The 25,222-nt window shown below is 59.9% G+C and carries 16 protein-coding genes and 1 pseudogene; 4 read left to right on the top strand and 13 right to left on the bottom strand.

All coding sequences use genetic code 11. The annotated features are described in order from the left end of the window. Together QD357_RS30390 and QD357_RS30385 are read right to left on the bottom strand one after the other, a co-directional pair. Positions 1-8,769 (bottom strand): DUF5801 repeats-in-toxin domain-containing protein (locus QD357_RS30390; RefSeq protein WP_414125758.1); only part of this gene is annotated, 8,769 nt, incomplete at its 3' end. 129 nt (positions 8,770-8,898) lie between these two features. Continuing rightward, positions 8,899-9,195, bottom strand: coding sequence for a hypothetical protein (locus QD357_RS30385; RefSeq protein WP_414125757.1), 297 nt, complete (start codon positions 9,193-9,195; stop codon positions 8,899-8,901). Here QD357_RS30385 and QD357_RS30380 point away from each other — a divergent pair. Next, positions 9,179-10,222, top strand: coding sequence for a hypothetical protein (locus QD357_RS30380; RefSeq protein ID WP_414125756.1), 1,044 nt, complete (start codon positions 9,179-9,181; stop codon positions 10,220-10,222). The genes QD357_RS30385 and QD357_RS30380 overlap by 17 nt on opposite strands. A gap of 249 nt (positions 10,223-10,471) precedes the next feature. Then, positions 10,472-11,422 carry a transglutaminase-like cysteine peptidase gene (locus tag QD357_RS30375; RefSeq protein WP_414125755.1) on the top strand — a complete coding sequence of 317 codons (951 nt, stop codon included), beginning with the start codon at positions 10,472-10,474 and terminating at the stop codon, positions 11,420-11,422. A gap of 61 nt (positions 11,423-11,483) precedes the next feature. Here QD357_RS30375 and QD357_RS30370 read toward each other — a convergent pair whose 3' ends face one another. The 5 genes from QD357_RS30370 to QD357_RS30350 all read right to left on the bottom strand — a co-directional run bounded on the left by QD357_RS30370 (position 11,484) and on the right by QD357_RS30350 (position 17,663). Then, positions 11,484-12,137, bottom strand: coding sequence for a ribbon-helix-helix domain-containing protein (locus QD357_RS30370; protein ID WP_107109491.1), 654 nt, complete (start codon positions 12,135-12,137; stop codon positions 11,484-11,486). A gap of 8 nt (positions 12,138-12,145) precedes the next feature. Further along, entirely contained in the window at positions 12,146-13,447 is a 1,302-nt protein-coding gene (locus QD357_RS30365) for an HlyD family type I secretion periplasmic adaptor subunit (protein WP_107109492.1), read from the bottom strand. Continuing rightward, on the bottom strand, positions 13,447-15,597 hold the full coding sequence (locus QD357_RS30360) for a type I secretion system permease/ATPase (RefSeq protein WP_414125754.1): 2,151 nt from the start codon (positions 15,595-15,597) through the stop codon (positions 13,447-13,449). Before QD357_RS30360 ends, QD357_RS30365 begins: the two co-directional genes overlap by 1 nt. A gap of 29 nt (positions 15,598-15,626) precedes the next feature. Continuing rightward, positions 15,627-17,033 (bottom strand): TolC family outer membrane protein, encoded by a 1,407-nt coding sequence (locus tag QD357_RS30355; RefSeq protein WP_414125759.1) that lies wholly within the window; start codon positions 17,031-17,033, stop codon positions 15,627-15,629. A gap of 483 nt (positions 17,034-17,516) precedes the next feature. Next, positions 17,517-17,663: a hypothetical protein gene (locus QD357_RS30350; RefSeq protein ID WP_414125753.1), complete on the bottom strand. Its 147-nt coding sequence runs from the start codon at positions 17,661-17,663 to the stop codon at positions 17,517-17,519. Positions 17,664-17,810: 147 nt separating this feature from the next. Here QD357_RS30350 and QD357_RS30345 point away from each other — a divergent pair, with 147 nt between their 5' ends. Continuing rightward, positions 17,811-18,752: a diguanylate cyclase gene (locus tag QD357_RS30345; protein ID WP_414125752.1), complete on the top strand. Its 942-nt coding sequence runs from the start codon at positions 17,811-17,813 to the stop codon at positions 18,750-18,752. Between the two features lie 95 nt (positions 18,753-18,847). Here QD357_RS30345 and QD357_RS30340 read toward each other — a convergent pair whose 3' ends face one another. Continuing rightward, positions 18,848-19,390 carry a YbhB/YbcL family Raf kinase inhibitor-like protein gene (locus QD357_RS30340; RefSeq protein WP_107109496.1) on the bottom strand — a complete coding sequence of 181 codons (543 nt, stop codon included), beginning with the start codon at positions 19,388-19,390 and terminating at the stop codon, positions 18,848-18,850. A 38-nt stretch (positions 19,391-19,428) separates the two neighbouring features. Further along, positions 19,429-20,283, bottom strand: a complete 855-nt coding sequence (locus tag QD357_RS30335) for a helix-turn-helix transcriptional regulator (RefSeq protein ID WP_414125751.1) — start codon at positions 20,281-20,283, stop codon at positions 19,429-19,431. Here QD357_RS30335 and QD357_RS30330 point away from each other — a divergent pair. Further along, positions 20,275-20,472: a hypothetical protein gene (locus QD357_RS30330; protein ID WP_107109498.1), complete on the top strand. Its 198-nt coding sequence runs from the start codon at positions 20,275-20,277 to the stop codon at positions 20,470-20,472. The genes QD357_RS30335 and QD357_RS30330 overlap by 9 nt on opposite strands. A gap of 90 nt (positions 20,473-20,562) precedes the next feature. Here QD357_RS30330 and QD357_RS30325 read toward each other — a convergent pair. From QD357_RS30325 to QD357_RS30310, 4 genes and pseudogenes are all read right to left on the bottom strand, one after another. After that, a pseudogene (locus tag QD357_RS30325) lies at positions 20,563-21,585 on the bottom strand (patatin-like phospholipase family protein); the annotation flags it as partial. A gap of 261 nt (positions 21,586-21,846) precedes the next feature. Beyond that, positions 21,847-22,800, bottom strand: a complete 954-nt coding sequence (locus QD357_RS30320) for a helix-turn-helix domain-containing protein (RefSeq protein WP_107109499.1) — start codon at positions 22,798-22,800, stop codon at positions 21,847-21,849. 168 nt (positions 22,801-22,968) lie between these two features. Next, positions 22,969-24,828, bottom strand: a complete 1,860-nt coding sequence (locus QD357_RS30315) for an ABC transporter transmembrane domain-containing protein (RefSeq protein WP_414125750.1) — start codon at positions 24,826-24,828, stop codon at positions 22,969-22,971. Between the two features lie 114 nt (positions 24,829-24,942). Continuing rightward, positions 24,943-25,222, bottom strand: a 280-nt coding sequence (locus QD357_RS30310) for an aminotransferase class I/II-fold pyridoxal phosphate-dependent enzyme (RefSeq protein ID WP_414125748.1), incomplete at its 5' end; no start/stop codon positions are given.

Below are 25,222 nucleotides of genomic sequence, written 5' to 3'. Positions count from 1 at the left end.
GCTGTTGTCGAGCGTATAGTTCCACTGCCCATCGGCACCGATCGTGAAGTGACCGTAGCTCGTCGCCACATTGCTTTGCGCTGTAAACGAAGGGTCGCTGTCGATGTCCGTCGCCGAAAGCACTCCGTTCGCCGTCGGCACTCCAGCCGTCCCGTTGTTGACACCACCGTCTTCCGTCACACTCTTGGCAACGTCACCAGTGATCACCGCTGGATCGTTCGTGCCGTTGATCGTCACGACGATGTCATGGATCGTTCCATCAACCGAGGAGACCGTGAACGTATCGGTCGTGCTCTGGTTCACACCCAGCTTCTGCACGGCTGACAGGCCGTCATCGACCTTATAGCTCCAGTTGCCGTCCGCATCGATCGTCAGCGTACCGAGATGCGTATTGTCCGGGTCTATGGTCGCCGGCTGGAATTTGCCTTCGCCCCGATCCGCATCGTTGATCGCCAATGTGCCGCTTACCTGCAGATAACCGTCGGGGGAAACGTTCAGGTCTTCCGTGACGGCGCCGGTATCGGCACCGCCGATCTCCGCCGGGTGATTGACGTGGTCCACAGCGATGGTGAAGGCGCCTGTGCCCAACGTCACGGAGTCGCCGTCTGAATCCGTAGCCTTCACGTATTGCGAGAAGTCGAGCGTCTGATCCTTGGCACCGTCGATCGTCTGGTCAAGCACGAAGGTGGTATGGCCGTTGCTGTCGACGGTCAACGTGAAGACCGTGACGCCTCCGGCCGAGCCGGTGATCGTGTGCCCATCCGTGCTGTCGAGGGTGATGGCCGCACCGTTGTACGTCAACGCGGCGCCGCCTGTCAGCGTGCTGGAAGAGGTACCGGCCGCGACGGCGTTCGCCGACCAGCTCAACGGGCTGTCAGCACCGGAGTTAACGAGCGAGGTCAGTTCCGCTGTCGTCGTTGCGGAATGTTCGGCGGTCGTCACCACACCATCGTCGGAGACGGTTGCGGAAATCCCGGTACCGGTCAGCGTMGGCGCGTCGTCGGCGATATTAAACGTCAGGGTCTCCTGAGCCGTTTTGCCGTTCATGTCCGTCACCATATAGGTGAACTGATCCGTATCTCCCGATGGGTTCGAGCCAGCATGCGTCAGCGTGTAGGTATACGCGCCGTTCGCGTCGATTACGAGATCACCGTAGGAACCGTGGATCGTTGTCGTCTGGCTGTCCGGGGCCGTTTGATCGACGCTTACCGCCGTGCCGTCGGCACCCGCAACGCTGGTGATGTGCGGATTATCCAGGGTGCCCAGGGCAATGGTGCCCGTGGCTGTCAGCTCAGAAGGCTGCGGGTTGGAGCCATCCGAAAGATTGGCTTCCGACAGGGGCGTTGCATCGACTGTCGGAGCGAAGACCGTCGGAGCGATGACAGCAGACGTCGTCTGCGTCGCGACATCGCTGAAGCCCTGGCCATCCGTATAGTTCACCGTCAGGATCAACGAATGCCCGACATCGGCGCTCGTCACCGTGTAGGACGATCCGGTTCCGAGAACCGTATGGGACTGATCGTCCGCCCAGCTCCACGCATAGGTCAGACCGGACTGCCCGTGATCCGGGTCGTTTGTCGCGATCGCCGCGTTCAGCGTGTCGCCTGCAACGAGCGCTTTGCCCGTATGCGTCGTCTGATCGGCGATCGAGACCTTCGCCGCACCGTCGTCAACGGCGGTCACGGTGACCGTTATCGTATGAGCCGCCGAGGTGTCGACGCCGCCGTTGGCGGTACCGCCATTATCCTGCACCGTGAAGCCGAAGTTCGCGGTTTCGGTCGTGCCGGCAAATCCCGCCGAAGGCGTGAAGTGAAGCGTTGAAAGCGCGCTCGCGGCGATGTGTTGACCGACCGTGACGGCTGTCTCGCCGAGATAAAGCGTCCCACCGGTCGGAAGGGTGGTGATGGTGACGGATTTGAGCGTATTGCCGTCGATGCTATCGCTGAAGGCGAAGTCCTTCGACGAGAAATAATAGGCCGCATGTTCGCCGGTGGTGACGCTTCCGTCCGCCGTGGTCGGCGCGTGGTTGACGCCGTCGACCCTGATGGTGAAGGTGCCGCTGGTTTTGCTGCCGTCGCCGTCGGTGACCGTGTAACCGATCGAGAGTGTCGACGAGTGGCCGAGCGGCAGCGTATCGAGTGCGCTGCCCGGCGTGACGGTCACGTGACCGGCGTCGATCGTGACCATGGAGGTGCTCAGCGTCGACCCGGCGAGATCTCCGTTGGCGCTGACGCTGTCGACATGGATCGCGCCGCTCTGGGCCGCTCCGTCGGCGCCGAAGGCGATGGTCCCGGAAGCCAGCGCGAAGGTCGCGCTGCTGTCGTTCTCATGCATCGATCCGACCAGAATGGTGCTTGCGATCGGCTTATCATCGGCGATGTTGAAGGTCAGGGTTGCAGTCTGGCTTTCACCGTCAATCGGCGCGTCGCTGACCCTGACGGAGAAGGAGTCATGGTTGCTCGCCCCGCTCGTGGTGCTGGTCAGCGTATAGGTGTAATTAATGGCTGTCGTGGTGACGCTGAGGATATGCAGCGTTCCGTAGGCACCCTGAATGGTGGCATTGGTATCGCCATTGGCGATTGTGGCACCGACGTTGAACGTATGGCCTGCGATTGTCACCGTCGAAGGTGCATCGCCTGCAGTGATTGCGATACTACCCGAATGAACATTGGCAACGCCTGCCGTCCCCGTACCACCCGGCAAGCCGCTTTCGCTGACGCTCGACACCAGGCCGGCCGAAGAGATTGTCGGAAGGCTGTCCGTGGCCGACTGCACGACGATGGTGACGGAGCCGTTGCCCAGGGTGACAGCATCGCCGTCGAAATCCGTCGCCGTAACGTATTTCGAGAAGTCGAGCGGCAGCGTTTTGCCGCCGTCGATCGCATGGTAAAGGTCGAATGTGGCGTGACCGCTCGCAGGATCGATAGTCAACGTGAAGACCGTGACGCCTCCGGCCGAGCCGGTGATCGTGTGTCCATCTGTGCTGGCGAGCGTGATGGCCGCGCCGTTGTAGGTCAATCCGGTACCGCCTGTCAGGTTACCGGAAGACGTTCCGGCGGCAACCGTGTTCACCGACCAGGTCAACGGGCTGTCGGCGCTGGCGTGGACGAGCGAGGTCAGATCTACCGTCGTCTCGGCGGGAGCTTGGGTGGGCGTCGTCGTCGTGTCGGTGACATGGATGTTGTCGACCGTGACTGTCAGCGAGTTGTCATGCGGATCGATCTCGAGCGATGTCAGTTGTTTGCCTTCGAGGGCAGTGCCGGCAGCAGAGAAGGTCGTACCGGTAGTCGTTGCCGAATACGTATGGCCCTGCGCATCGGTACCGATGATCGTGACCGTCTTGGACGACGGGCCTTTGTGGTCAAACACACCGATATCCATCTGTGTCACGACAAAGGTCGTTCCCGTGTTGGACACGAGCACGATCTCACCACCCTTGGACGACGAGCCTACCTCACCGCCGCTGACGCTGCCTTCGGTAACCGTCAGTTTGGCGGCCGAAGGGTTCACCGCGTCGAAATCGACGGTGTAAGATCCCGTCGTCACCACGGGAGCATTGATCGCCGTTTCCGAGACGGTCGCGGAAACCGAGGCATGATTAACCAGTGTCGGCACATCGTCTATCACATCGACCGAGAAGCTCTGCGTGCTGCTCGTGGTGTCGCCATCGCCATCATGGCCAGCAACCTGGAAGGTCAGCTTGACATCCGAGAGGTTGGCTTGACCGTTGACGTCGTCGAGCGACTTGTAAAGCGTGAAGTTGTAGGCACCGCCGGCATGGCCGCTGTCCTGAGACAGGACAACCTTGAAGACCCAGCTCGACTGGTCGGCGGCATTGCTGCCGGTGTAGGCGATGAGCGTCATGCCGTCGCCGCTGAGCGAATAGGACAGCGCATGGCCGCCAGAGCTGAGCTTGGTCGCGTCAAGCGTCTGATTGTTGCCGTAGCTTGCGGTGAAATAGCTGCCGTTCGAACCCGCTACCAAGGTAGCAGCATGGGCGGCCGGGCCGTCAGCGCCGAAGGCGAGATTGAGCGCAACCGTGCCAGTGCTGATGCCAGAGGGCGACAGCGAACCCGAATTCGTCAGAAGGTCATGCTCGGCAAGTGTCTTCGTCGATACGGCACCGCCGATCGACGGGCCGTCATCATCGAAACGAATGCTGCTGCCGATGGAAACGGACTTGGCGACGGTGTCGCCGTCACTATCGGTCGCGCTCAGCACCGCCGAGAGCTTGCCGGTGAGATCGATCGTATCGCCGTCCGACTTCGACGTGTTCGGGTTGGCGAGCGACATGTACTGGGCGATGCTGACCTTGCCGCTATTGTCGAGGCGGATCGCAAAGGCGATCTCGCCGTCGGCGATCTTGCCGACAACCGTGCCGTTTGCGAGCTGCGAGAGCGTGATCGCCTGACCAGCTGTCGTCGTCAAGCCGGAGTCGGCATTGTCGATATGAAGCGTCAGGCTGCTCGTCGTACCCGACGCATCGTCGGCGCCCATCGAGACCGACGGCGAGACGACGTTGTGCTGAGCGTAGACGGTCGACATATCGGGATCGGTGCCGCCGGTGATGCCGGCAAACAGGCTCTTGACCGAATTGCTGGCGTTGACGTCGTTGTCGCCGCTGCCGCTCTCGTCGATCGTGATCGAGCCCGTGAGGGCAAGATCGACCTTCGGCGCGTCGTCGACGATGGTGACCTTCAAAGCGCCGGTCAGCGTCACGCTGTCGCCGTCACCGTCAGTCGCCTGGATGACTGAGCCGAAATCGATGGCCGAGATCGAGCTATTGCCTGAGCGCAGGTCGTTGCCGGGACCAGCGACGTTGTCGAGCTGATCGTACTGCTGGAAGGTGAAGCTGCCGTTGCCAGACAGCGACAATGACAGGACCGGGCGGTCGAGGAGCGGATTGTAGCCGCTGTGGTGGTCATTATCGACATAGCCGATGATCACGTTGTTGACGACGGCATAGGAGAGAGCTTCGCCACCCGAAGTCAGATGCAGAGCGGTAAGCGTCGACGCCGCATTGGCGGTGAAGCTGAAGCCGCCACCGACCGCTGCGCCGTCAGCACCGAAGGAAACGGTGGAAGCAACGGAGCCGGATACCGTTGCCGCAAAGCCGAAACCGAACAGTGCGGGGTGCGAGGACGATCCGTCATGCGTGCCATCGAGCGCGCTGTTGCCATGCGACAGGAGATTGTAAATGTCGCCCTCGTCGGCCCTGACCGCAACGGTCGTGCCGGAAGCAACCGGGACGTCGTCCGTGATGGCAATCGCCAGCGAGCCCTTCGCTGTATCACCGTCGCCATCCGTGACCGTGAAGCCGAAATTCAGCGTCAGGCTGTCTTCGGTCGTCGACGACGTCGAATGAACAAGCGGCGCATCCGCGGTGAAGCTGTAGGAACCGTCCGAATTGATCGTCAGAACCGCAACGGTAGCATGGCTGGAGGCACCGGTTGCTGTCCAGGTCGTCACACCGTTCGCCGCAGATGACGTCCATGACACGGCTTCCTGATGGCCGATGCCGTGGCTGTCGAGGTAGATCGCCTTCAGCGTCGGCAGGCTGTCCATCGACACGCCCTTGACGCCATCGGCACCGGCGGAGAACAGAGCTCCTGCGTCGCCATTGATCGTCTTCGCGTCGGCGGCGCCATCCAGGTTGCCATGTGCCTGCGCATCGTCGTTGAGCGGCGTCGAGGTGGCATCGACCTTATAGGCGATTGGTGCGTCGTCCTTGACGGTGACCGTCAGCGAGCCGCTGGCCGTATCGCTGTCACCATCGGTGACGGTGAAGTTGAAGGTCAGATTCTGCGTATTTTCCGCGGCCGCATGGACGACTGGCGCACTGAGCGTGAAGCTGTAGGAACCATCCGTGCCGATCGTCAGCGTCGCGACCGTCTGGCCGCTGTCCTTGCCCGTCGCGATCCAGATCGTCTCGCCGCCCGCCGCCGTCGTCGGGCTGCCCCAAACGACCGACTCGACATGGGCAAAGCCGTCCTTGCCGGTATAGATGGCGCTGAAATCCGTTGTCGCTCCGAGCGTCACCTGATGGACGCCATCAGCGCCGCCCGAAAAGAGCGTGCCGCTCGTGCCGCTGACCGTGTCGGTATCGGTTACGCCGACCGTGTCGGGATTTCCGCCCTTCAGCGCGTCGTCGTTCAGCGTCACGTTGGTCACGGTGACGCTGTTTGCCAGCGGCACGTCATCCGTAACATGCAGAGTCAGCGAGCCGGTCGAGGTATCATTGTCGCCATCGGTCACCGTGAAGGCGAAGGTTAGCGACAAGCTTTCTTCCGTCGTGCCGGAGGTCGGGTGGACGAGCGGCGCGCTGGTGCTGAACGTGTAGGAGCCATCGGCATTGATGGTCAGCGTGGCGACGGTTTCGTGATTGGCGCTGGAAGCAACCCAGGTCGTCGCACCGCCAGAAACCGTCGGCTTGCCCCAGGTAACGTCTTCCTGCTGTGCGAACCCGTTGGCGTCGACATAGATCGTCTTCAGAGCCGGAAGGCTGGACTGATCGATCGAGACGCTTGCAGAACCGTCGGCGCCAGCGCTGAACAGGGCGCCGGCAGCGCCCGAGACGCTATGCGCGTTGGCGTCGTTGGCATCCAGGTTTCCGCCGATCTGCGCATCGTCATTCAGCGGTGAAGCAGTATTGTCGATCGTGTTAGCGACAGGCTTGTCGTCGGCGACAGTGATGGTGAAGCTGTTCGCGGCGGTATCGCCGTCGGAATCGGTTGCCGTGTAGCCGAAGGTCAGTGTGATGGCATCCGAGCCCTTGGCATCGTCAAGCGACTGCACCAGCGTGAAGTTATAGTGGCCGTTATCGGTGTCCGAGACCGTCGCATAGAAGACGATGTTCGAGCCAACCCCGCCCTCGCCATTCGTCACGGCCGTTGGAGCAGTCTCGCCGGTGTAGCCAACCAGCGTGCCGTCAGCCAGCAGTACTGTATGAACAGCCAGACCATGCGAGCTCAGTGCTTCGCCATCCTGGCCCTGCGTCGTGACCGAGGCATCGGTGAAGGCGACAGAGCGGTCGCCGGCGCCACCATTGTTGGTGTTGGCGTTATCGGCACCCCAGGAGATGTTGAGCGAGCCGGTGGTGATGGCGTCGGTCTCGACATGCGGGTTCTCATTGCCGCTCGTCAGCGCGCCTTCGGTAACCGAGCCTGCATCGCCGGTCGAGGCGACAGGCTTGTCGTCGGCGACAGTGATGGTGAAGCTGTTCGCGGCGGTATCGCCGTCGGAATCGGTTGCCGTGTAGCCGAAGGTCAGTGTGATGGCATCCGAGCCCTTGGCATCGTCAAGCGACTGCACCAGCGTGAAGTTATAGTGGCCGTTGTCGGTGTCCGACACCGTCGCATAGAAAACGACGTTGGATGCAGAGGTTGCCGTCGGAGCGGTCTCGCCGGTGTAGCCGACCAGCGTGCCATCGGCCAAAATCGCCGTGTGAACGGCCAGACCATGCGAGCTCAGCGCGCCGCTGTCCTCACCCGTCGCCGAAACTGCGGCATTGGTGAAGGCGACCGAGCGATCGCCAAGGCCGCCCTTGTCGGTGTTGCCGCCGTCAGCGCCCCAGGAGATGTTAAGTGAACCAGTGGCGGTCGCGGCGCCGGTCGCATGGGTCAGGGCTGCATTACCGGCAGACAGAGCTGCTTCGGCAACCGAACCCGCCGTACCGACGGCCGCAACCGGCACGCTGTCCGTGATATCGACGGTCGCGACAGCCGAAACCGTATGGCCGCTCGTGTCGGAGACCGTGTAGCGAAATTGCAGTTCAAGCACATCGCTGGCCGAATTGGCGCCGCGGGGATGGTCGAGGGCAGCGAGCTGGGTGAAGGTGTACGCGCCGGTCGAGGCGTTGAATACCAGCGTGAAGACAGTGACGCCATTGGCGACACCGGTGACGGTCTGGCCGTTCTGGGTGACGACAACAGGAACACCGCCGGAGGTCAGGCCCGATAGCTGCTGCGTGCCGCTGCTGGTGATTTCTGTCTCGCCGACCAGCGTGACAGTGGTGATCGAGGCATTGTTGCCGCCGAAGCCGAAGCGGCCAGTGCTGCTTGTCGTGAGGAAGGCGCCAGTGCTGCTGCCGCGTTCGGTCAGCGAGGCTGTTTCGGTCGCCTGCTGAAGGATAAAGGGAACGCGAGTCTGGGTGCCAGACAGATTGCCGCCGTTACCGTTGCCGCCTATGTCGCCAGGACCGAGGAGACCGATCAGATTAAGCGGCGTGCGGGCATTCGCGGCCTGGCTGTCGGTGAACTGGTGGCCGGAATCCGTGCTATTGCCGGCGTGAACCGAACCGTCGGGACCCTCAGCGACGTTGATGCCCTGCTGCTGTAGTGCAGCGACAACGGCCTGCTGCGGCAGCGTGACTTCGCCGATCAGGAAGGTCGGGACGTGCAGCGCGCCGTTGATGATGACGATGCGCGTGCCGTCGGCCTGGATGAGAACAAGGTTGCGACCCTCGACATGGATATCGTCGATCGAGGTGTTCGCCGGCAGGTGGACGATGTTGCCATTGTCCGGCACGATTTGGATCGGCTGATGGCTGTCGGCGTTTTGCGGCTCGTTGGCGGCGACGCGCGCCGTCTTGCCGTTTGCCTGCTGCTCGGCGGCCTGCGCCACTTCGAACGCGGCAACATCAGCATTTTGCGACAACGGCAACCGCTGATCCACACCGATATCGGCTGCAAGGCCCCCGTTCCGGTCGCCCGATGCGAAATCGTTCGAAACCGCTTCGTGGTCTACCGTCGAAATGCGCGAATCTTCCATAAGTCTAACTCCCGGTGTCTCGTAATGTGGCGCCAATCAATTACGAGAGCGGGATGATTGCAATACTTCATTAACCTCACCGATATAGCCGGTTATGCACGACCGCAGATATATTTACCCATGGTTAACTCAACAACCGAACAACTCCTTAAGTATACCGCTTGACTTTCCGCCGGCCGCCGTGTGCAAATGCGCCACCATAGGCTGTCGCAGCCTGCGTTCGAGAATTGGGGAGTGAGTGGTGCCGTTTGCGATCAGCCTTTCGTCGAGCTTTTTGACCAATTGGCTGCGGCGCAGACAGCGTCGACGGCCTGCAGGCGGTGCCGTTTTCATTCTCTGCGCCAGTCTCGCCGGATGCCAGATGAACGGTGCCGTCTTGAGCAGCAACAGCAAGAACGACGACATAAAAATGCCGTCCACGGCCATCGAGGAAACCTACGGCGGCGAAAACGGCACGGAAATCACGCTGTTGCTGCGCAAGGGCGCGGCAGGCCTCTACGAAGGTCCGGCTCGCGACGTGCGTGATGGGGCAGTGCTTGGCGTCGGCGAGCTTGGCAACAATCAGATTCGGCTGCGCGTAAAAGATGTCGGCCCCGGTCTTGCGGGAATCGCGGCGCAGGTCGCTGCGGCCAAGGGCCGAAATGCCGCGCTGATCGTCAGCTATCTGCCGCCGGCCGAGACCGCTGCCATCGCCGCCATTCCCCCCGCTCAACGCCCGCCATTGCTTAACCTTGCGAGCGCTATGGCCTCGACGGGCGGCGATGTCTTCAACCTCGCTTCGGAAGAAATCGACAGCGCGGCCGAGGGCGTGAAGGCGGCCGGCCCCAGCGGTCACAAGAAGGTGTCGGCGCTCGTGCCTGCTGATTTTTCTCAAGCCGATAGCACCCGATTGAGCAACGCCATCTGGAACAGCGGCAACACTTTCATGGGCCTCGGCCGTTACAACACAAGCGATCAGGCCGCGGATATCCTGACCAAGAACCGGCCGCTCATCCAATCGGCCGAAGTCGTGGTCATTCTCGGCGGCACGCCGGAAATCGGTATGGTGGCGGGCGCCGTGCGCAGTGCCGCCATTCCCGGCCAGGCACTCGTGGGCACCAACAGGTGGCCACAATCGGTCTATACKACGCCGGCTGTGACGGGGGCATTTGTCGCGACGGACGATACGCAAAGCAGCGGGCTCATTGCCGAGCGTTACCAACGCCACTTCAACCACCCGCTGACAACCTCGGGTGCCTATGGCTACGACGCCATGGCGATCGCCTCCGGCCTCATCCGCTCCCAGGGGCCGCAAGCCATCACCGCCGCCAACCTCATGAACAAGGTCGGCTTCCGCGGCACGACAGGCCTCTTCCGCTTCAATGCCGCCGGCATGGTGGAGCGCAAAATGGTGATCAATACGATCGACGGCGGCAAGCTGAAAGTCGCCGCGCAGCCCTCACAATCGTTTTGAAGCAGACCGGTAGGCATCCAGCACCAGCGCGCGTTGGAGTGCGCTGGTGCTGTTGCGTCATCGATTCCCGCACCATGCCAGATCATTTAGATGCGCCCGGTGACATCATCCTTAATGCTTTCACACCAAACCCAGTGGAATTTTATACTTATTTGATCGCTCAATTTATACTTAGATTATCTACGCTTCCGAACGCCATATTCAGAGGTATCGCGCATTATTCTCTCAACCAGGGAGAAATAAGCGCCAATGGAACGCAAGAAAAATAAAATTATACTTGCAGCACTTGCTGCGACTTCCCTTGCCTTTGGTCTGTCGTCATCGACCATTTGCCTGGCGGCAACCGGTGATACTGTCCGTCCGGTAGTCAACCTGCTTGCCGATCCGCGGGTCGCTACAGTGATCGATCTCTTTGCGCCGGCCGCAGCAAACGCAGCAAAGGCGATAAGAGGCGTCGACCTTGCCGCGCTGAGCCAGAGCCTTGCCGCCGAGCCGGCCGGCCTTCCGAGTAACGATACGGCCACTCTCCAGCCGGTACATCCCGCACAGCCGACCAATACCCCGATGGGCGACTCGGTGTTCGGAACCGTCGCCATTCCCTTCAAGCATCTTGCGGCGCTCGACAAGTTCGCTGGCCCGCTCGCCGAGATCCGGTCGGGCAAAGCGCTCGATTGCGCCGCGAGCGGATGCGACGCAGCCGCAGCCGCCGTCGCGGCCGCCGAGACAAAGACTGCCGGCGCCTCGATCCGCGACAAGATCAACACGATCAATTTCACCGTCAACCATGCCATCCGCTACGCCAGCGACAAGGATACCTATCATGTGGCGGATTACTGGGCGAAGCCGAGTGAGGCCCTATCGCACCAGCAGGGCGATTGCGAGGACTATGCCATATTAAAGATGGCCGCCCTCTACAAGGCAGGCGTCGACCTCKACCATATGACGCTGGTCGTCCTCTTCGATCAGCAGCGGCATTTCTACCACGCCGTCCTGTCGGTCTCTGTCAACGGCAACAACCTTATCCTCGACAACATGCGCGATGAGGTTTTGCCCGACAAGCGTATTGCCGAATATCTGCCGCTCTATTCGATCGTCGCCGGCCGCGGCTATCTGCACGGCTCCCGCGATCCTCATGCGCAAGCGGTTGTCGCCGCAATGCCGATCGCCAAGGTGGCCCCCGGCGAAGGCGAGATCCACTGATCGGACTGACCTTTTCGACCGTCCAGGACGAAGGCCGCGCATAACGAAAGTTGCGACGTTTTCAATAAACGGAAATATAACCGATCAGCATCGGCGCTTCATGCGTCGGCGCCAACGCCAGATTGATCTGGCCCGTTAGCGATTGCGAACCGAGGCCGATCTTGAAGCCGGTGTTCAGCGTCTTGCCGCGATTGGCCGATAGGACAGAGAGCACTTCCTCGACCTGGGTATCGATGGAAAAGCGCAGGGTGCGCGCCGTCTGCTGGACGTCATCAATCAGCGGCAGGCGATGGCGCAGCATCTTCAGGAAGGCATCGTTGAAGAGCTTGATCCCACGCTCCTGCGTCAACACCACCGCCGGCGTCGGCGACGCCTGAAGGACAGCATTCAGATTGGTCAGCGACGCGACATCCTCGATGGCATCCAGACGGTTCAGCGCCCATTTGAAGCTCAGCACGCGCAGCAAAGAGGCGAGATTGCCGGTTTCCGGCATGTCGGCGGCCGTGTGGTAAACGAGGTCGCCGATGCTAATGCCGCCAGCTTCGGACATTCGTCCGAGGCCGTCCCAATAGATCCGCTCCAGGCGAATGCCGCGACGCTCGCCGCCTCCGGTCACGGCGCGGAAACGAGGTTCCAGTTCGTCGCCATCGACAGACGGCAAGGCTTCGCTGCGGGCCATCGTCGTGACTTCGTCCTTTCCGGCTATTTTGCGCATGACCGCCCTCACCGCTCCGTCAGCGCTTCGGAGCGCGCCTTGTTGATCGGCTTCATCAGATAGGCGAGGATCGCTTTGCGGCCCGTCATAATCTCGGCCGAAGCCACCATGCCGGGGATGATCGGATAGTGCTTGCCGTCGCGCTCCAGGTCCGACTTGTCGGTCTTGATGCGCACGAGGTAATAGGTCTCGTTCTTGTCCTTATCGACGAGGCTGTCGGCAGAGACGTTGACGACCGTACCGTCCAGCGCGCCGAAGATCGAGAAATCGTAGGCCGAGATCTTGATGACCGCCGGCTGGCCGACGCGCACGAAGGCAACGTCGCGCGGTGAAATCTTCGCCTCGATCAGCAGATTGTCGGCTGTCGGCACGACGCCGGCGATGACCTTGCCGGCGTCGACATAGGCGCCGATCGTATTGACCTCCAGCGTATTGACGATGCCGTCGACCGGGGAACGAATATCTGTATGCTTGACCCGGTCGGATGCCCCGCGGATCGTCTCGTCGACGACGGACAGCTCCGACAGTGCCTGCCCCTTGTCGGTCAATGCCTGCTGGCGCAACTGCAGCCCGAGGTCGGTGACCTGTAGAGTCGCCTCCTTGACGGCCGCCTGCAGGCGATCCAGGCTTTCGACATAGACTTTGAGCTGACCTTGCAGGTCGACCAGGTCTCGCTGGACCTTCAGCACTTCGGTTTGGGCGACGAGCTTCTTCTCGCCGAGGGGCTTCAGCAGATCATACTGCTTCTGGGCACCGGCGATATTCTGCGTCAGCCGGTCTATATTGGCGTGCGCCTCGTCCAACTCGTTCTGATGCTGCTTCAAACGCTGATCGAGAACATCAAGCTTGTTCTGATAGGCGGCACGATCCGCCTCGAAGAGCTTTTCCTCGTTGTCGCAGACGTTCTTCGCCATGGCCAGAATATCGGCCGGGCAGACGAATTGTGCGTCGTAGTTGCCCGCCTCCTCCAAGGCAAGACGCTCGACCTTGGCACCGAGAGCACGGGCCTTGGCCACGGACTCGCCGAGCGTCGATTGCGTCGTGGTATTGTCGAGCTGGACCAGAAGATCGCCCTTATGGACGACCTGGCCGAGATTGACATTGATCTGCTGGACGATGCCGGGCTCGGACGACTGTACGATCTGCGTCTTCGATACCGGTATCACCTTCCCCTCGCCCCGTGCGATCTCGTCGATGTCGGCCAAGGCCGCCCAGGCGATGAAAGCGGCGATCATCAAGGCGCAGATACCGAGGATCAACCGGGCGAAAAGCGGAGGATTGTCGTGGATGTTGCGACGATGAGCAAGCATTATGACACCGCCTTGCGCTGCATCGCCTCGATGACGGCGTGCTTCGGTCCATCGGCAATGATGCGACCCTTGTCGATGACGATCAGCCGGTCGACGAGTTCCAACATACTGTGGCGATGGGTCGCCACCATCAGCGTTGTTTGCGGACCGAAGGCATTCGTCAGCTTGTTGATCAGGTGCCGTTCGCTCGCCAGATCCATCGCCCCCGAGGGCTCATCGAGGAAGACGATCTTCGGCCGGGTCAGGAGCAAGCGAGCGATGGTCAATGCCTGCTTCTGACCATTTGAGAGGTTCGCGCCGCGCTCGCCGACCGGCATGTCGAAACCGCGCGGGTGCACGGCGACGAATTCCTCGACACCGGTCATACGTGAGACGGCCAGCAGCTCCTCGTCGCTGGCATCGGCACGGCCGAGCAGCAGGTTTTCCTTCACTGTGCCGGAGAACAGGTCCGACGACTGACCAGCGACAGCCACGGCGGCGCGCACCTCGGCCATGTGATACTGGCGGATATCGACGCCATCGATGAGCACGCGGCCGCTGGCCGGCTGGAAAAGCCCGTCGAGCAGCCGGCCGATCGTCGTCTTGCCCGAACCGATACGGCCGATAACCCCGATCTTCTCGCCGGGCGTGACCGTGAAGGATAGCTGATTGATGACCGACTGGTCAGAACCCGGATATTGGAAAGAGACGTTCTGGAAGCTGAATGCGCCGCTGCGGATCTGCCGGTTGACAAAGCCAACAGTCGACGGCCKATCATCCGGCTGTTCCATGATCTTATCGAGGATGCGCAGCGACATAGTGGCCTGGCGGAAGCGCGCCAGTGTCATGGCGATCTGCCCGAAAGGCGCGCCGGCACGGCTCGCCAGCATGACGGTCGCGACGATCGCCCCCATGGCAATTTTTCCATCGGCKAATTCATAGGTGCCCGCCACGACGATGAACACGCTAACCATCTGCTGCAACAGCATCGTCAAGTTAATGGCGTTCGACGAGATGTGCTTGATGTCCTCGCTGGTGCGGCTCGAATATTTCGTCAGCTCCTGCCAGCGGCGCAGCATGGTCGCCTCGGCTCGAAGGCTCTTCAATGTCTCGATCGTCGAAATCGTCTCGACCAGCATCGACTGGCGACGCGATGCTTCATTCGTCGCAGTCGCCATGCGTTTGCCAATCTGCGCCTGGGCCACGAGGCCAATCACGACAGACAGAACGAAGGCAACGGCCGGAATAATCACCAGCCAGTCGGCGATCATGTAGATGACGATCAGGAAAATGATGACGAAGAGGCTGTCGATCAGCACGCCGATCGTGTTCGAGGTGAAGAATTCGCGCACGAATTCATATTGCGTCACGCGGTTGGCATATTCGCCTGTCGACATCGGACGGGAGGCCAGCGTCGAATTCAGGATCTTGTCGAAGATCAGTTGCGACAGGCGCAGATCCGCCTTGCGGCCAGCATAGTCGATCAGCGCTGCGCGGGCCGTCTTCAGCAGGAAATCGAAGAGATAGGCCAGGGAAATGCCGATCGTCAGCACCCAGAGCGTTGGGAACGCCTTGTTCGGCAGCACCCGGTCATAGACATTCATGGTGAAAAGCGGTGAGGCCAGCGCGATGACGTTGATAAACAGCGCCGCCAGCATGACGCGAGCATAGGTGCGCCAATAGGGCACCAGCGTCGTCGCGAGCCAGTGGCGCTTCTCGATCTCCATCGCATGACCGACGCGCGCTTCCTCCGAAGCATTCTGATAAAAGAGCGTGAAGGCAAAGGCCGCCTGCGGATTGAGCGCAGCAAGCTCATCCCGCGTCAAGCGGAGCGGCGCTCCGGTTGACGCGATGTCGATGACATAGGAGCCGTTTTCGGTCATTTCGAGCAATGGCAGCACACCGCCACCGGCAAAGGTGACGATGGCGGGACAGTCGAAATTGCCCAGCCGGCAATCGCGCTCCTTGTGCTTCAGCACCTGCAGGCCGACGCGTTCTGACAGCCGCTCGACATCGTCCTGCTCCATGGCTTCCAGAACCTCGTCCGGAACCCCTGAATAAAGCACTGTATCGGAGCTCGGGCGACCATAAAACGCGGCGACCGATTTAAATGCCGATTTAAAAGTCTGCAGCGGTACGCTCGCAGACACCTCAGGTGCCACGTTCAACATGGAGCACTATCCAATCCGGATCGCGACGATTAGCGAATCGGCTCGAGCAGATCCATCGGCAGGCCGGGCTTCTGATGCGAGTCGTATTTGGTATAGCCAGGATCAGCCGTGTTCGACGAAACAGCGAACTGATCACGGGCATAAGGCGTTGCCTGATCGACCGGCTTCAGCTTCATCGTCGACAACAGACTGCCCGATGCGGCGAGGATCTTGTATTMGGCAAAGAGCGAGGCGACATCCGCCGTCTTGGCCAAAACCTCGGTGTTGAAGCGAGTGTTCTGGGCATCCAACAGATCGAGCAGGGAGCGCTGACCGACCTTGAACTGCTCGCGATAGGACGTCACGAGCTGGGCGTTGGTCTTTTCCTGCCCGTCCAGGATATGCGCGAGCTGGGCCTGATTGGTACGCTCGCTCCAAGCGGAACGAACAGACTGATCGACCTCGCGATACGTCTCACTCAGCGCATAACGCTGTTCGGCGGCGCGACGGACCAGTTCCTGCTGATGGGCGGTATCGATGCCGCCGTGATAGAGGTTCCATTTGGCGACGACACCGACCTGGACGTCGTTGGTGTTACCCTTGTTACCGTCAACATCGTCACCCATACGGGCGCTGCMGACAAGGTCCAGCTTCGGCAGGAAGGCAGACTTGGAACCGCGGACATCGGCGTCAGCGGCATTCACGTCGGCCTTGCCCGAGGAAATCTGCGGATTGTTCTTTTGGGCAATGAAGACAGCGTCATCCAGCGTCTTCGGCAGGTAATGCGCCACGGAGGCCGGGCGCTGCGCATTGCTGATCGGCTCGCCGACGACCTGAAGGTAGCGGATCTTCGTCGCATCCAGCTCCTGCTTGGCTTCCTGAAGGCGGGCATTGGCCGCCTGCAGGCGCTCGCGGCCCTGATAGCGATCGGCATCGGTAAGGGCGCCGCCCTTGATGCTATCCTCGATGTTGCCGACCATCTGCTTGTGGAAGGCGACGTTCTTTTCCGCCGCCGCGACGATTTCCGTCTGCAGCATATATTCGAGATAGTCCTGCGTCACTTCAAGCGCTAGTGCTTCCGAGCGCTGCTGGACGCGAAAGGATGCGCTGTCGACACGAGCCGCCTGCTTGTCCTTCTGTGCCTTGCGGTCGCCCCCGTCATATAACGTCTGCGTAATCGTCAAGCTGACGTCGGCCGGATTCAGGTAATCCGTGCTACGCGACAAGGCTCCCGACGTGACGTCCGAAAGTCTACGGCGACCATAACCCGACTCCAGATCGACTGAAGGCAGATAAAGCCCCCTCGCCTGGCGCAGTTGGAACTCGGTTGCCTCCCGATTCTGGGCAGCCTCCATGATCTGCGGGTTGGTCTTCATTGTCTTGTCAATTGCCTGCTGCAGGGTCGTAGCGTATGCAGCGCCGCTCAATAAAGAACTAATGGCTACCGAAATCCCGATCGCCCCAATCAATCGCTTTCTACAAACCAAAATATTACCCTTCCCTATAGCAATACTTTGCTAATATACTATCTAATAGCTTGTTCAACTATTAGGTAGACGAAATCACGCCCACTTGCAAAGTAGATTCCCATTCATTTTTCTGAAAGCAGTTAATATCCCGCCGCGCAAGCCTTATGGGCGAACAATTCGTCGACCATTTTTGGTCTATTCACAGCCGCAGCAAGATTGTTGCATAATTGCAAGAAGTCTTTGTCGGCGGTTTGATCGATGATGTCCCGTTAGGTTACGTACGGGGCCACACGGGATGTCGCTCAAAACCTAGAGAATGTCTGGCCTCGTGAGCACCTGCTCTTCGGGCATCAGTCAAACCGCGCAGACCTGGTTCGCTCCGGGACAGTGACAAAATTGCGCGAATACCTATCAACCGGTTTGCTTTCTTCAATCTCTGTGGTTGCAGGAGTGGGGATCGTTTGGGGCCGCTCAGAAAAAGCCTAAGAATAGCGGCATGGCCATCGTCATCAGAAAACAATCCGCCTGACTCTGGATTTTCTTTTCCAGCCAGGCCGCCAACTCCATTTTTGATTGCACTAATTTCGTTGGTCCGTATTTTTGGAAACGCGAAAGCAAGTAATTTATGCCATCCTGTGTTGGACATGCTGATTTGGGACATCTTAATGAAGCCGGCAAACATCGTCGTGCGGTTGGCGGGGGCTTTTCATGCCTAGCCATCTAGGTGAAATACCGGAGCCGCACGCGATAGGCTCCCAGGAATTCATGCATTTGAAGGAGCTGTTTGATCGCTCGTTCAAGGCCGCTCAGATAGGTGTATGGGAGTGCAGCCTGCCGGATCAGACGCTAAGCTGGACGAACACGGTTTATGAATTCTTCGACCTTGTTCCGCAGACGCCATTGGCACGCGATGAAATCGTCAAACTCTATACGCCAGAAACCCGTAAACGTCTTAACGAGGTCCGCGAAAGGGCAATCCGTACAGGCGAAGGCTTCACCTTGGACGCCCAGATAGTTACCGCAAAAGGTAATAGCCGATGGATTAGAATAACTGCTTGCGTGGAGTTTACGAACGGCACGGCCGCAAGAATATTCGGAGTTAAACAGGACGTTACCGCCGAGAAGACAATGGTCGAGCAGCTACGCCGTCTGGCGGAACGCGACACCCTCACCGAACTTGCTTCTCKGACAAGGTTTGAAGCTTTCTTCAACGAGATATGCGCAGCCGACAATCAAAGCCCGCGGGCTCTCCTCTTGGCGGATCTCGATGGTTTTAAGGCTGTCAATGATACACTGGGACATCAGGCCGGGGACGACTGTCTCAAAGTTGCCGGCCGCAAACTCTCGCAGGCCGTCCCTGACGCCGACATGATCGCTCGCATTGGCGGCGACGAATTCGCCGTCATCCATCCATGTTCATCGGCTGAAGATCTCGCAAAGATTGCCACTCACATCGTAGAGGGCATGAATTGGATGATCCCTACGCCGACCAAGAACATTCAGATTACAACATCCGTTGGCGCTGCCATCATCGTTGCTGGCCAGTCGCCCAAAGATATATTTGCAAAAGCGGACCATGTCTTATACGGGGCAAAATCGGCGGGCAGGAACGGCTTCCGAATAGCGTCACCTTCGCGCTCTGCACTGGAAATCGCTCAGGCAACCCTGCACAAAGAGGGGAATAGCGTCTCATCAGGGAGATTCTAACGTCCTGAGATTTTTTGCCCCTGAGTCCGATGTGGCCGAGGTTCGGATTACCTCGGCCAACGATTGGCATTCGGATGGACCGCTATCGACCGGCTTCAACGGCCGTAGGTGACTTCAACGGACGCCTTGCCGAGCGTATTAGCCCTGACATAGAAGCCGACCATGGCAGCAGGCGCTGTCTCCGGCAGGGGAAGCTTTTCCACGGACAGCGCGTAGACGGTGAATTGATAGTGGTGCGGCGCATCACCTGCCGGCGGGCACGCGCCGCCATATCCCGATGTGCCGAAGTCGGTGTGGCCTTCCACGGCACCGCCGGGAAGCTTCTTGTCACCGCTTGCGCCGGTGGCGATCTTCGAGACATTTGCCGGAATGTTGAACACCGACCAATGCCACCAGCCCGAGCCGGTCGGAGCGTCGGGATCGTACGCCATGATGGCGAAACTTTTGGTACCCTCGGGAGCGCCGGACCAGACGAGTTCCGGCGAGATGTTCTTACCCGAGCAGCCGAAGCTGTTGAAGACCTGTTCATTGGCCATGGGCTTGCCCACGGTCAAATCCGTCGAAGTGAGCTTCATTTCGGCGTGCACGGTGGTGGCACCGATCAAGGATGTGGCGAGAAGTGCTGTTATGAAACGCATTTTGCTTTCCTGCGGTTGATCATGCCGCACAGCTATCGTCACCGGGAAAGCACGTCTGCCCCGCTACGCTCAACTTCTGTCCCGATCCGCTCAACCGGCTCGGATCCGTTGCGCACATGGCGAGGACTGACGCCGAACCGCTCCTTGAATCGCGCCGCGAACTGAGAAGGTGAATCATAGCCGACTTCGAGCGCAACCTGCGCCATGGAAAGGGCCGTCGTCTGAACGAGGCCCAGGGCTCTGTTCATCCGGGTATCGCTCAGGATCTCACTGAAGCTCGTATTCTCGGCGGCCAGCTTACGCCTGAGCGTCGCTTCGCTCATGTTGAACGCATGCGCTGCGTGCCGCAGCGTCCAGTCAAAGGCCGGATCGGTTTCAATCATCTGTCTTAGCCGATCTTCGAGCCGAGGGCTCGAGCTTTGGCCCAATACTGCTCCGCATAGTGCAAACCAGGTAATGAGTTCCATTAAGCGCGCTCTGGCGATGGCGCTGGGAAGTCTGGTCAGATTGCCGGGCTGACAGCAATATTCGAACAATGCAGCCGCTTCATCAGGCATATTGGATGAACGTGCGGGAAGAGGCATCGATGGGACAGCAATCGAACCCATGCGGGCATAGGCATCCTCGAACAATTGCCGGGGAACGGGAAGCGCGATGGTCTGATACTGCTGCGGAGCCTTTGGAATGTTTTCCATCGTCAGCGGTTGGTAATCGGGCAACAGGCCATATGCGCCGGCGTCAAGCCGTAGGGGCTTGTCATTCGCCGTGACGATCTTCGTTCCCGATTGCACCTGTATCAGCAACGGGTTCGTATTGACCAGGCGATAGAAACAGGCTCGCCCACCCTGTCGTATCAGGGCTCCGGTCGGAATGGGAAAATCCTGGTGCTCCATGCACTCTCCAGCGATGCGGCGACGGCGGCTCATAAGCTCCGTCTGCCAGATCGTGAGACCGAAGCCAAGATGCCGAACACCACAAGAGCAATTCCGGCGACGGCAAGAGCCGACATGAAAACGCCCGCCTCACCGCCGCTTGCCCTTGAGGATGTCCTTCAGGAAATGGTGGCCTGGAAAAATCCCTAAGATTACGTGATATCGGTCATAGCAACGCTCTTTGTTGAGAGCGTTGCTCTGACCTGCATATAGCTCCGCGCAACAATATGTTTCTGGAGATCAGCTCGGATCGTTCCGGTGAACGTCGTGCACGGTCATGCCGATCGATTCCGGCGGCTTTTCCAACCAGCGGCGATGCTTTAGGGTCTTGCGGGTGTCTTGATAGCCAGAATCCCAGTGCTCGCGCATGGAGGTGCCCGAGAATTCGTAGTCCTTGGCGTCGCTCTCGTAGATCTTCTGCTGGTAGATAAGATGGACGATGTTGATCCGCGGCACATCCTCCATAGCGATCAGGAATCGCCGATCATCGTGCGTCAGCGCCTCCGGAGGCACGCGCAGCAGCGCCTGGCGCAGCTTCAGCCGCAGATTGTGCATGCGGCGGAACGTATCCGTATTGCTACGCATACGGCTGGAATACATGATGTCCTTATGGCGAGCGAGTACATCAGCCATGTCGCGGGGCAGGATGCCGCGTGCGCTGAAGAGATCGACCTGGAAGACCAGCGTGTCGCGCACTTCTTCCTGCTCCAGGAGATATTGCAGAGGCGTATTCGAGACGATGCCGCCGTCCCAGTAATATTCGTTCTCGATGCGGACGGAGGGGAAGGCCGGGGCAGCGCACCGGAGGCCATGACATGCTCCGCGCTCAGCACCTCGAAATGGCTGTCGAAATAGCGGTAGTTGCCAGTGCGCACATTGACGGCACCGACGCTAAGCCTCTGTCGGCGATCGTTCAGCACGTTCCAGTCGATCAGGCGGTTGAGCGTCTTCTTCAGCTCCGAGGTATCATAGAAGCTCGTCGCGCCCACAGCCCGGAAGCTGGAACCAGGGATTGATCTGATTGGGCGTGAAGAAGCCGGGCAGGCCCGACATCATCGTCAGCATCGAACTCGTCTGGTTGCGCATCTTGCGGAACACATCGCCTTCCAGCGTGAAATGCCAGATCTTGCGATGGGAGATMGTCTCCCAGAAATCACGCAGCCGGTCGAGCCGGTTACCACGCGTATTCCCGGCGATGATCGCGGCGTTAACCGCACCGATCGAGACGCCGGAAAGCCACTTCGGTTGGCAAGGGCTTTCGGCTGGATCGCATCGCTCATCGGGTTCTCCATTGTCGCTTTGGCGAAGGGCATCTTCACCTAGCTTTGGATCACGCCGACATGTCGCTGATATGACGAGACAGCACGCAAAAGTCGCTGAAATTGGACACGAATGAAAAGTCTGGATTGCGTACTGCGTGTTGTTTTGGACCTGCCCTAGCCGCGCGTCTGGAGCAGCAATCAGGCGGAAGGCCAGATCAACCGCCTAAAGACCGCGTCGCACCTCTGCGACACTTTCGTGCGGTCAATGCAGATCCAGCTTCCTCATCTTGCGATGAAGGGTGGCACGGTTCATACCGAGCGCGAGTGCTGCCTGCGTCACATTGCCATTGGCGCGCGAAAGCGCTCTCAAAAGAGCAGCACGTTCGGCCTCTTGAAGAGCTTCTTCATCGCCCGGATGGCTTTCCCGCAGGGCATCGGCGGCTGGAACGCCGGCGGAAATTCTGTTGTCGTCGAGCTTTAACGCCACGCGTGCGGCTCTCGTCGCGCCAAGCAGCATGTCGTTCCGATCGACAGCAAGAAGCGCCGAGGTCGAACCGCTATCGGTCGGAACCATAACGAAGCGAGCTCCGGCAAACGCGCTCCGGAAAAGACCGAGTTCGATGCGCATGGCCGCCTCGCGAACCGTCTGGTAGATGATAGCCAGCGTCACGTCGTTAACGTCCTCGCGGCACGTCGAAACGTCAAGCGCGCCCGCCATCAGACCGCGATGATCGCGGATCGGCGCCGTAGTGCAGCTCAAATTGATATTGGAGCAGAAAAAATGCTGATCACGGACGATCGTCACCGCCCGATCGTCGGCAAGCGCCGTGCCGATGCCATTCGTGCCGATGCTCGCCTCAGTCCAGACGGAACCGGTCCAAAGGCCGAGATTCTGGAACTCTTGATCGTCGCCCGCCGTACCGCGCCGTTCCAGCGCAATGCCGTCACGATCGGTCAGAAGCAGGCAGCAGCCCGCCCTACCGACCGTCGAGAAAAGCCGGCCGAGTTCATCAGCCGCTTCCACCACCAGCCTTTCCGACTGTTGGCGTGCCAGTCGAAATTCCTGGTCGCTCAGACGAACAGGCAACCGCTTCTCCTCCGGCGCCAGTCGATGCATCGTCATGCAGCGCCGCCAGGAGGCGACGATCGTCGAACTTGCAGCAACAGACTGCGCGGATGCATAGACTGCATCCGCATGCGCAGATTGCTCATACATTAGGTTCCTCCCACCGAATGTTAGATCAATTCTTGCTAAAAAAGTGCCCGATGGCAATCTCTGGGCGGACCGCCACCCGATGTGTTTCGTGGAAAGGCCAATCGCCACCCCCCTTCCCTTGGGTAACGTTGATGCTTCAGAACGATAGCCGCGCGGCGAGATTGGACATCAGGCCGCGTCCTGTTCGCAATATGAGCCATCGGTCTGGAACTGCAATTCGGCCAAGCGCGTGTAGAGCCCTCCCTGACGAAGGAGAGTGGCATGAGTCCCCTCCTCTACAATCCTGCCTTTGTCCATCACCAGTATTCGGTCGGCCTTGAGCACCGTCGCCAAACGGTGAGCGATGACGATTGTCGACCGGTTGTCCATCAGCTCTTCCAGGCCGCGTTGAACCAGGAATTCGTTCTCGGCATCCAGCGACGCCGTTGCCTCGTCCAGGAGCAGAATGGGAGTGTCCTTAAGGATTGCGCGGGCGATCGCGAGGCGTTGCCGTTGCCCGCCGGAAAGCGTGAGGCCCCGTTCGCCAACCACGGTGTCATAGCCACTTGGCAAATTGACCACGAAATCATGAGCCTGTGCCTTGACTGCGGCGGCCATCACTTCCTCCCGCGTGGCACCAGGGCGTCCGAAAGCAATGTTTTCGAAAATCGACGTCGCAAAGATTGTGACATCCTGCGGCACGATCGAAACATTGCGTCTGAGGTCTTCTTGCGAAAGCAGCCGCAGATCGGCGCCATCGACCGAAATGGCACCGGCCTGGACATCATAGAATCCCAGGAGCATGGAGAATACCGTGCTTTTTCCAGAGCCCGACGGTCCGACCAGCGCGACCGTCTCGCCCGGCTCGACTCTCATCGACAGCCCCCGCAGAATTTCCTGTGTCGGAGCGCCGGGGTAGGAGAAGTGCACATCCGCAATGTCGATGGCCCCTCGAACCGGATTGGCCATCGGGACGCATTCGCGCGGATCGCGTTGGTAGGTCGGCTCCTGCATGAGTTCGAACAGCCTTCCGGCGGCACCCGTGGCCTGCGCGAGTTCACCCCATAACTCGGATAGCGATCCGAGCGATCCGGCGGCGATGACCGAGTAGATCAGAAACTGGCTGAGGCTTCCCGCCGACAAGGTTCCTGTGAGGACGCTATGCGCCCCGATCCAGAGCACCCCCACAACGCTTCCGAATATCAGCGTGATCGCGACGCCGGTGAGACATGCCCTGGCGCGGGCGGCCGCAATTGCCTTGCGGTATGAGAATTCTACGTCTCCAGCATATTTCTGGTGGGCGGCATCTTCGCCGTTGAACKACTGCAGCGTGCGATTTGCCGCAATGATTTCAGCGGCGTAAGCCGAGGCACTCGCAAGCGAATCCTGCGCGGCGCGCGACTTCTTCCGGACTGATCGCCCGAAGACTATCAACGGTGCGATGATGAGCGGGATTGCGCCGATAGCGATAGCGGAAAGACCCGGACTGGTGACAAACATCATGCTGAGAGCACCGAGGCAGAGGATCGAATTTCTCAATGCTACGGATGCGGTCAGGCTCACCGCCGACTTCACCTGAGCAGCGTCGGCGGTAAGGCGCGAAGCGATCTCTCCAGACCTGTTGCAGTCAAAGAACGTCGCCGGCAGCCGAGCTATATGGCCGAACACCGCCGAGCGCAGGTCGGTGACGATCCGTTCTCCCAGCGCGGTCACATAGTAGTAGCGGAGCGCACTGGCTATTGCCAAAGCGATTGCCAGCACCATCACCATAAGAAAATAGCGATTTATGAAAGCGCCATCTGCCTGGGTGAAGCCATTGTCGATCATACGACGAACAGCCATCGGAAGGGCGAGGGAAATCAGCGCCGCGGCCGTCAGGGCCAAAAGAGCAGAGGCTGAAAGAAAACCATGGCGGCGCAAGAAAGGTAGGAGGCGTACGAGGCGCGTGGCAGTCTGTTTTCTTGATGACGGATGTTGTTTGCCTTCATCGTCTTCACGTGCAGGGCCGTGGGATAGTTGTGCAGGCTGTCGGTCGTGCTGAGCTATCATCAACGCCGTGGTCTCCTAAGATTTACATGATGCTCTTGTCCGTCGGATTGCCGATGGCGTCGTTGATTATTGTCAATTACGAGCCGCGTTTCGGGGCTTGGTACACATTCGCCCCTAAGCGGCGACTCGGGCCAGCGCACAGCGCGACCAGAGGGCATGCAAAGCGCCGACGAGATGGTCGATATCGCCATCCGAATGCAGCGGCGTCGGTGTGATGCGCAGGCGTTCGGTCTTCTTCGGCACGGTCGGATAATTGATCGGCTGGACGTAGACGCCCATGTCGAGCAGCAGGTCCGAGATCCATTTGCACTTGGCGGCATCGCCGACCAAAACCGGCACGACATGGCTCGGGTTCGGCATATGCGGAATGCCGGAGGCATCGAGCTGGGCGGGC

This window comes from Rhizobium sp. BR 317, assembly GCF_047445835.1.
In the GTDB taxonomy this organism is placed as follows: Bacteria; Pseudomonadota; Alphaproteobacteria; order Rhizobiales; family Rhizobiaceae; genus Rhizobium; species Rhizobium paranaense.
The sequence above is the reverse complement of the archived record's forward strand: the minus strand, read 5'-3'. Positions and strand labels throughout refer to the sequence as shown.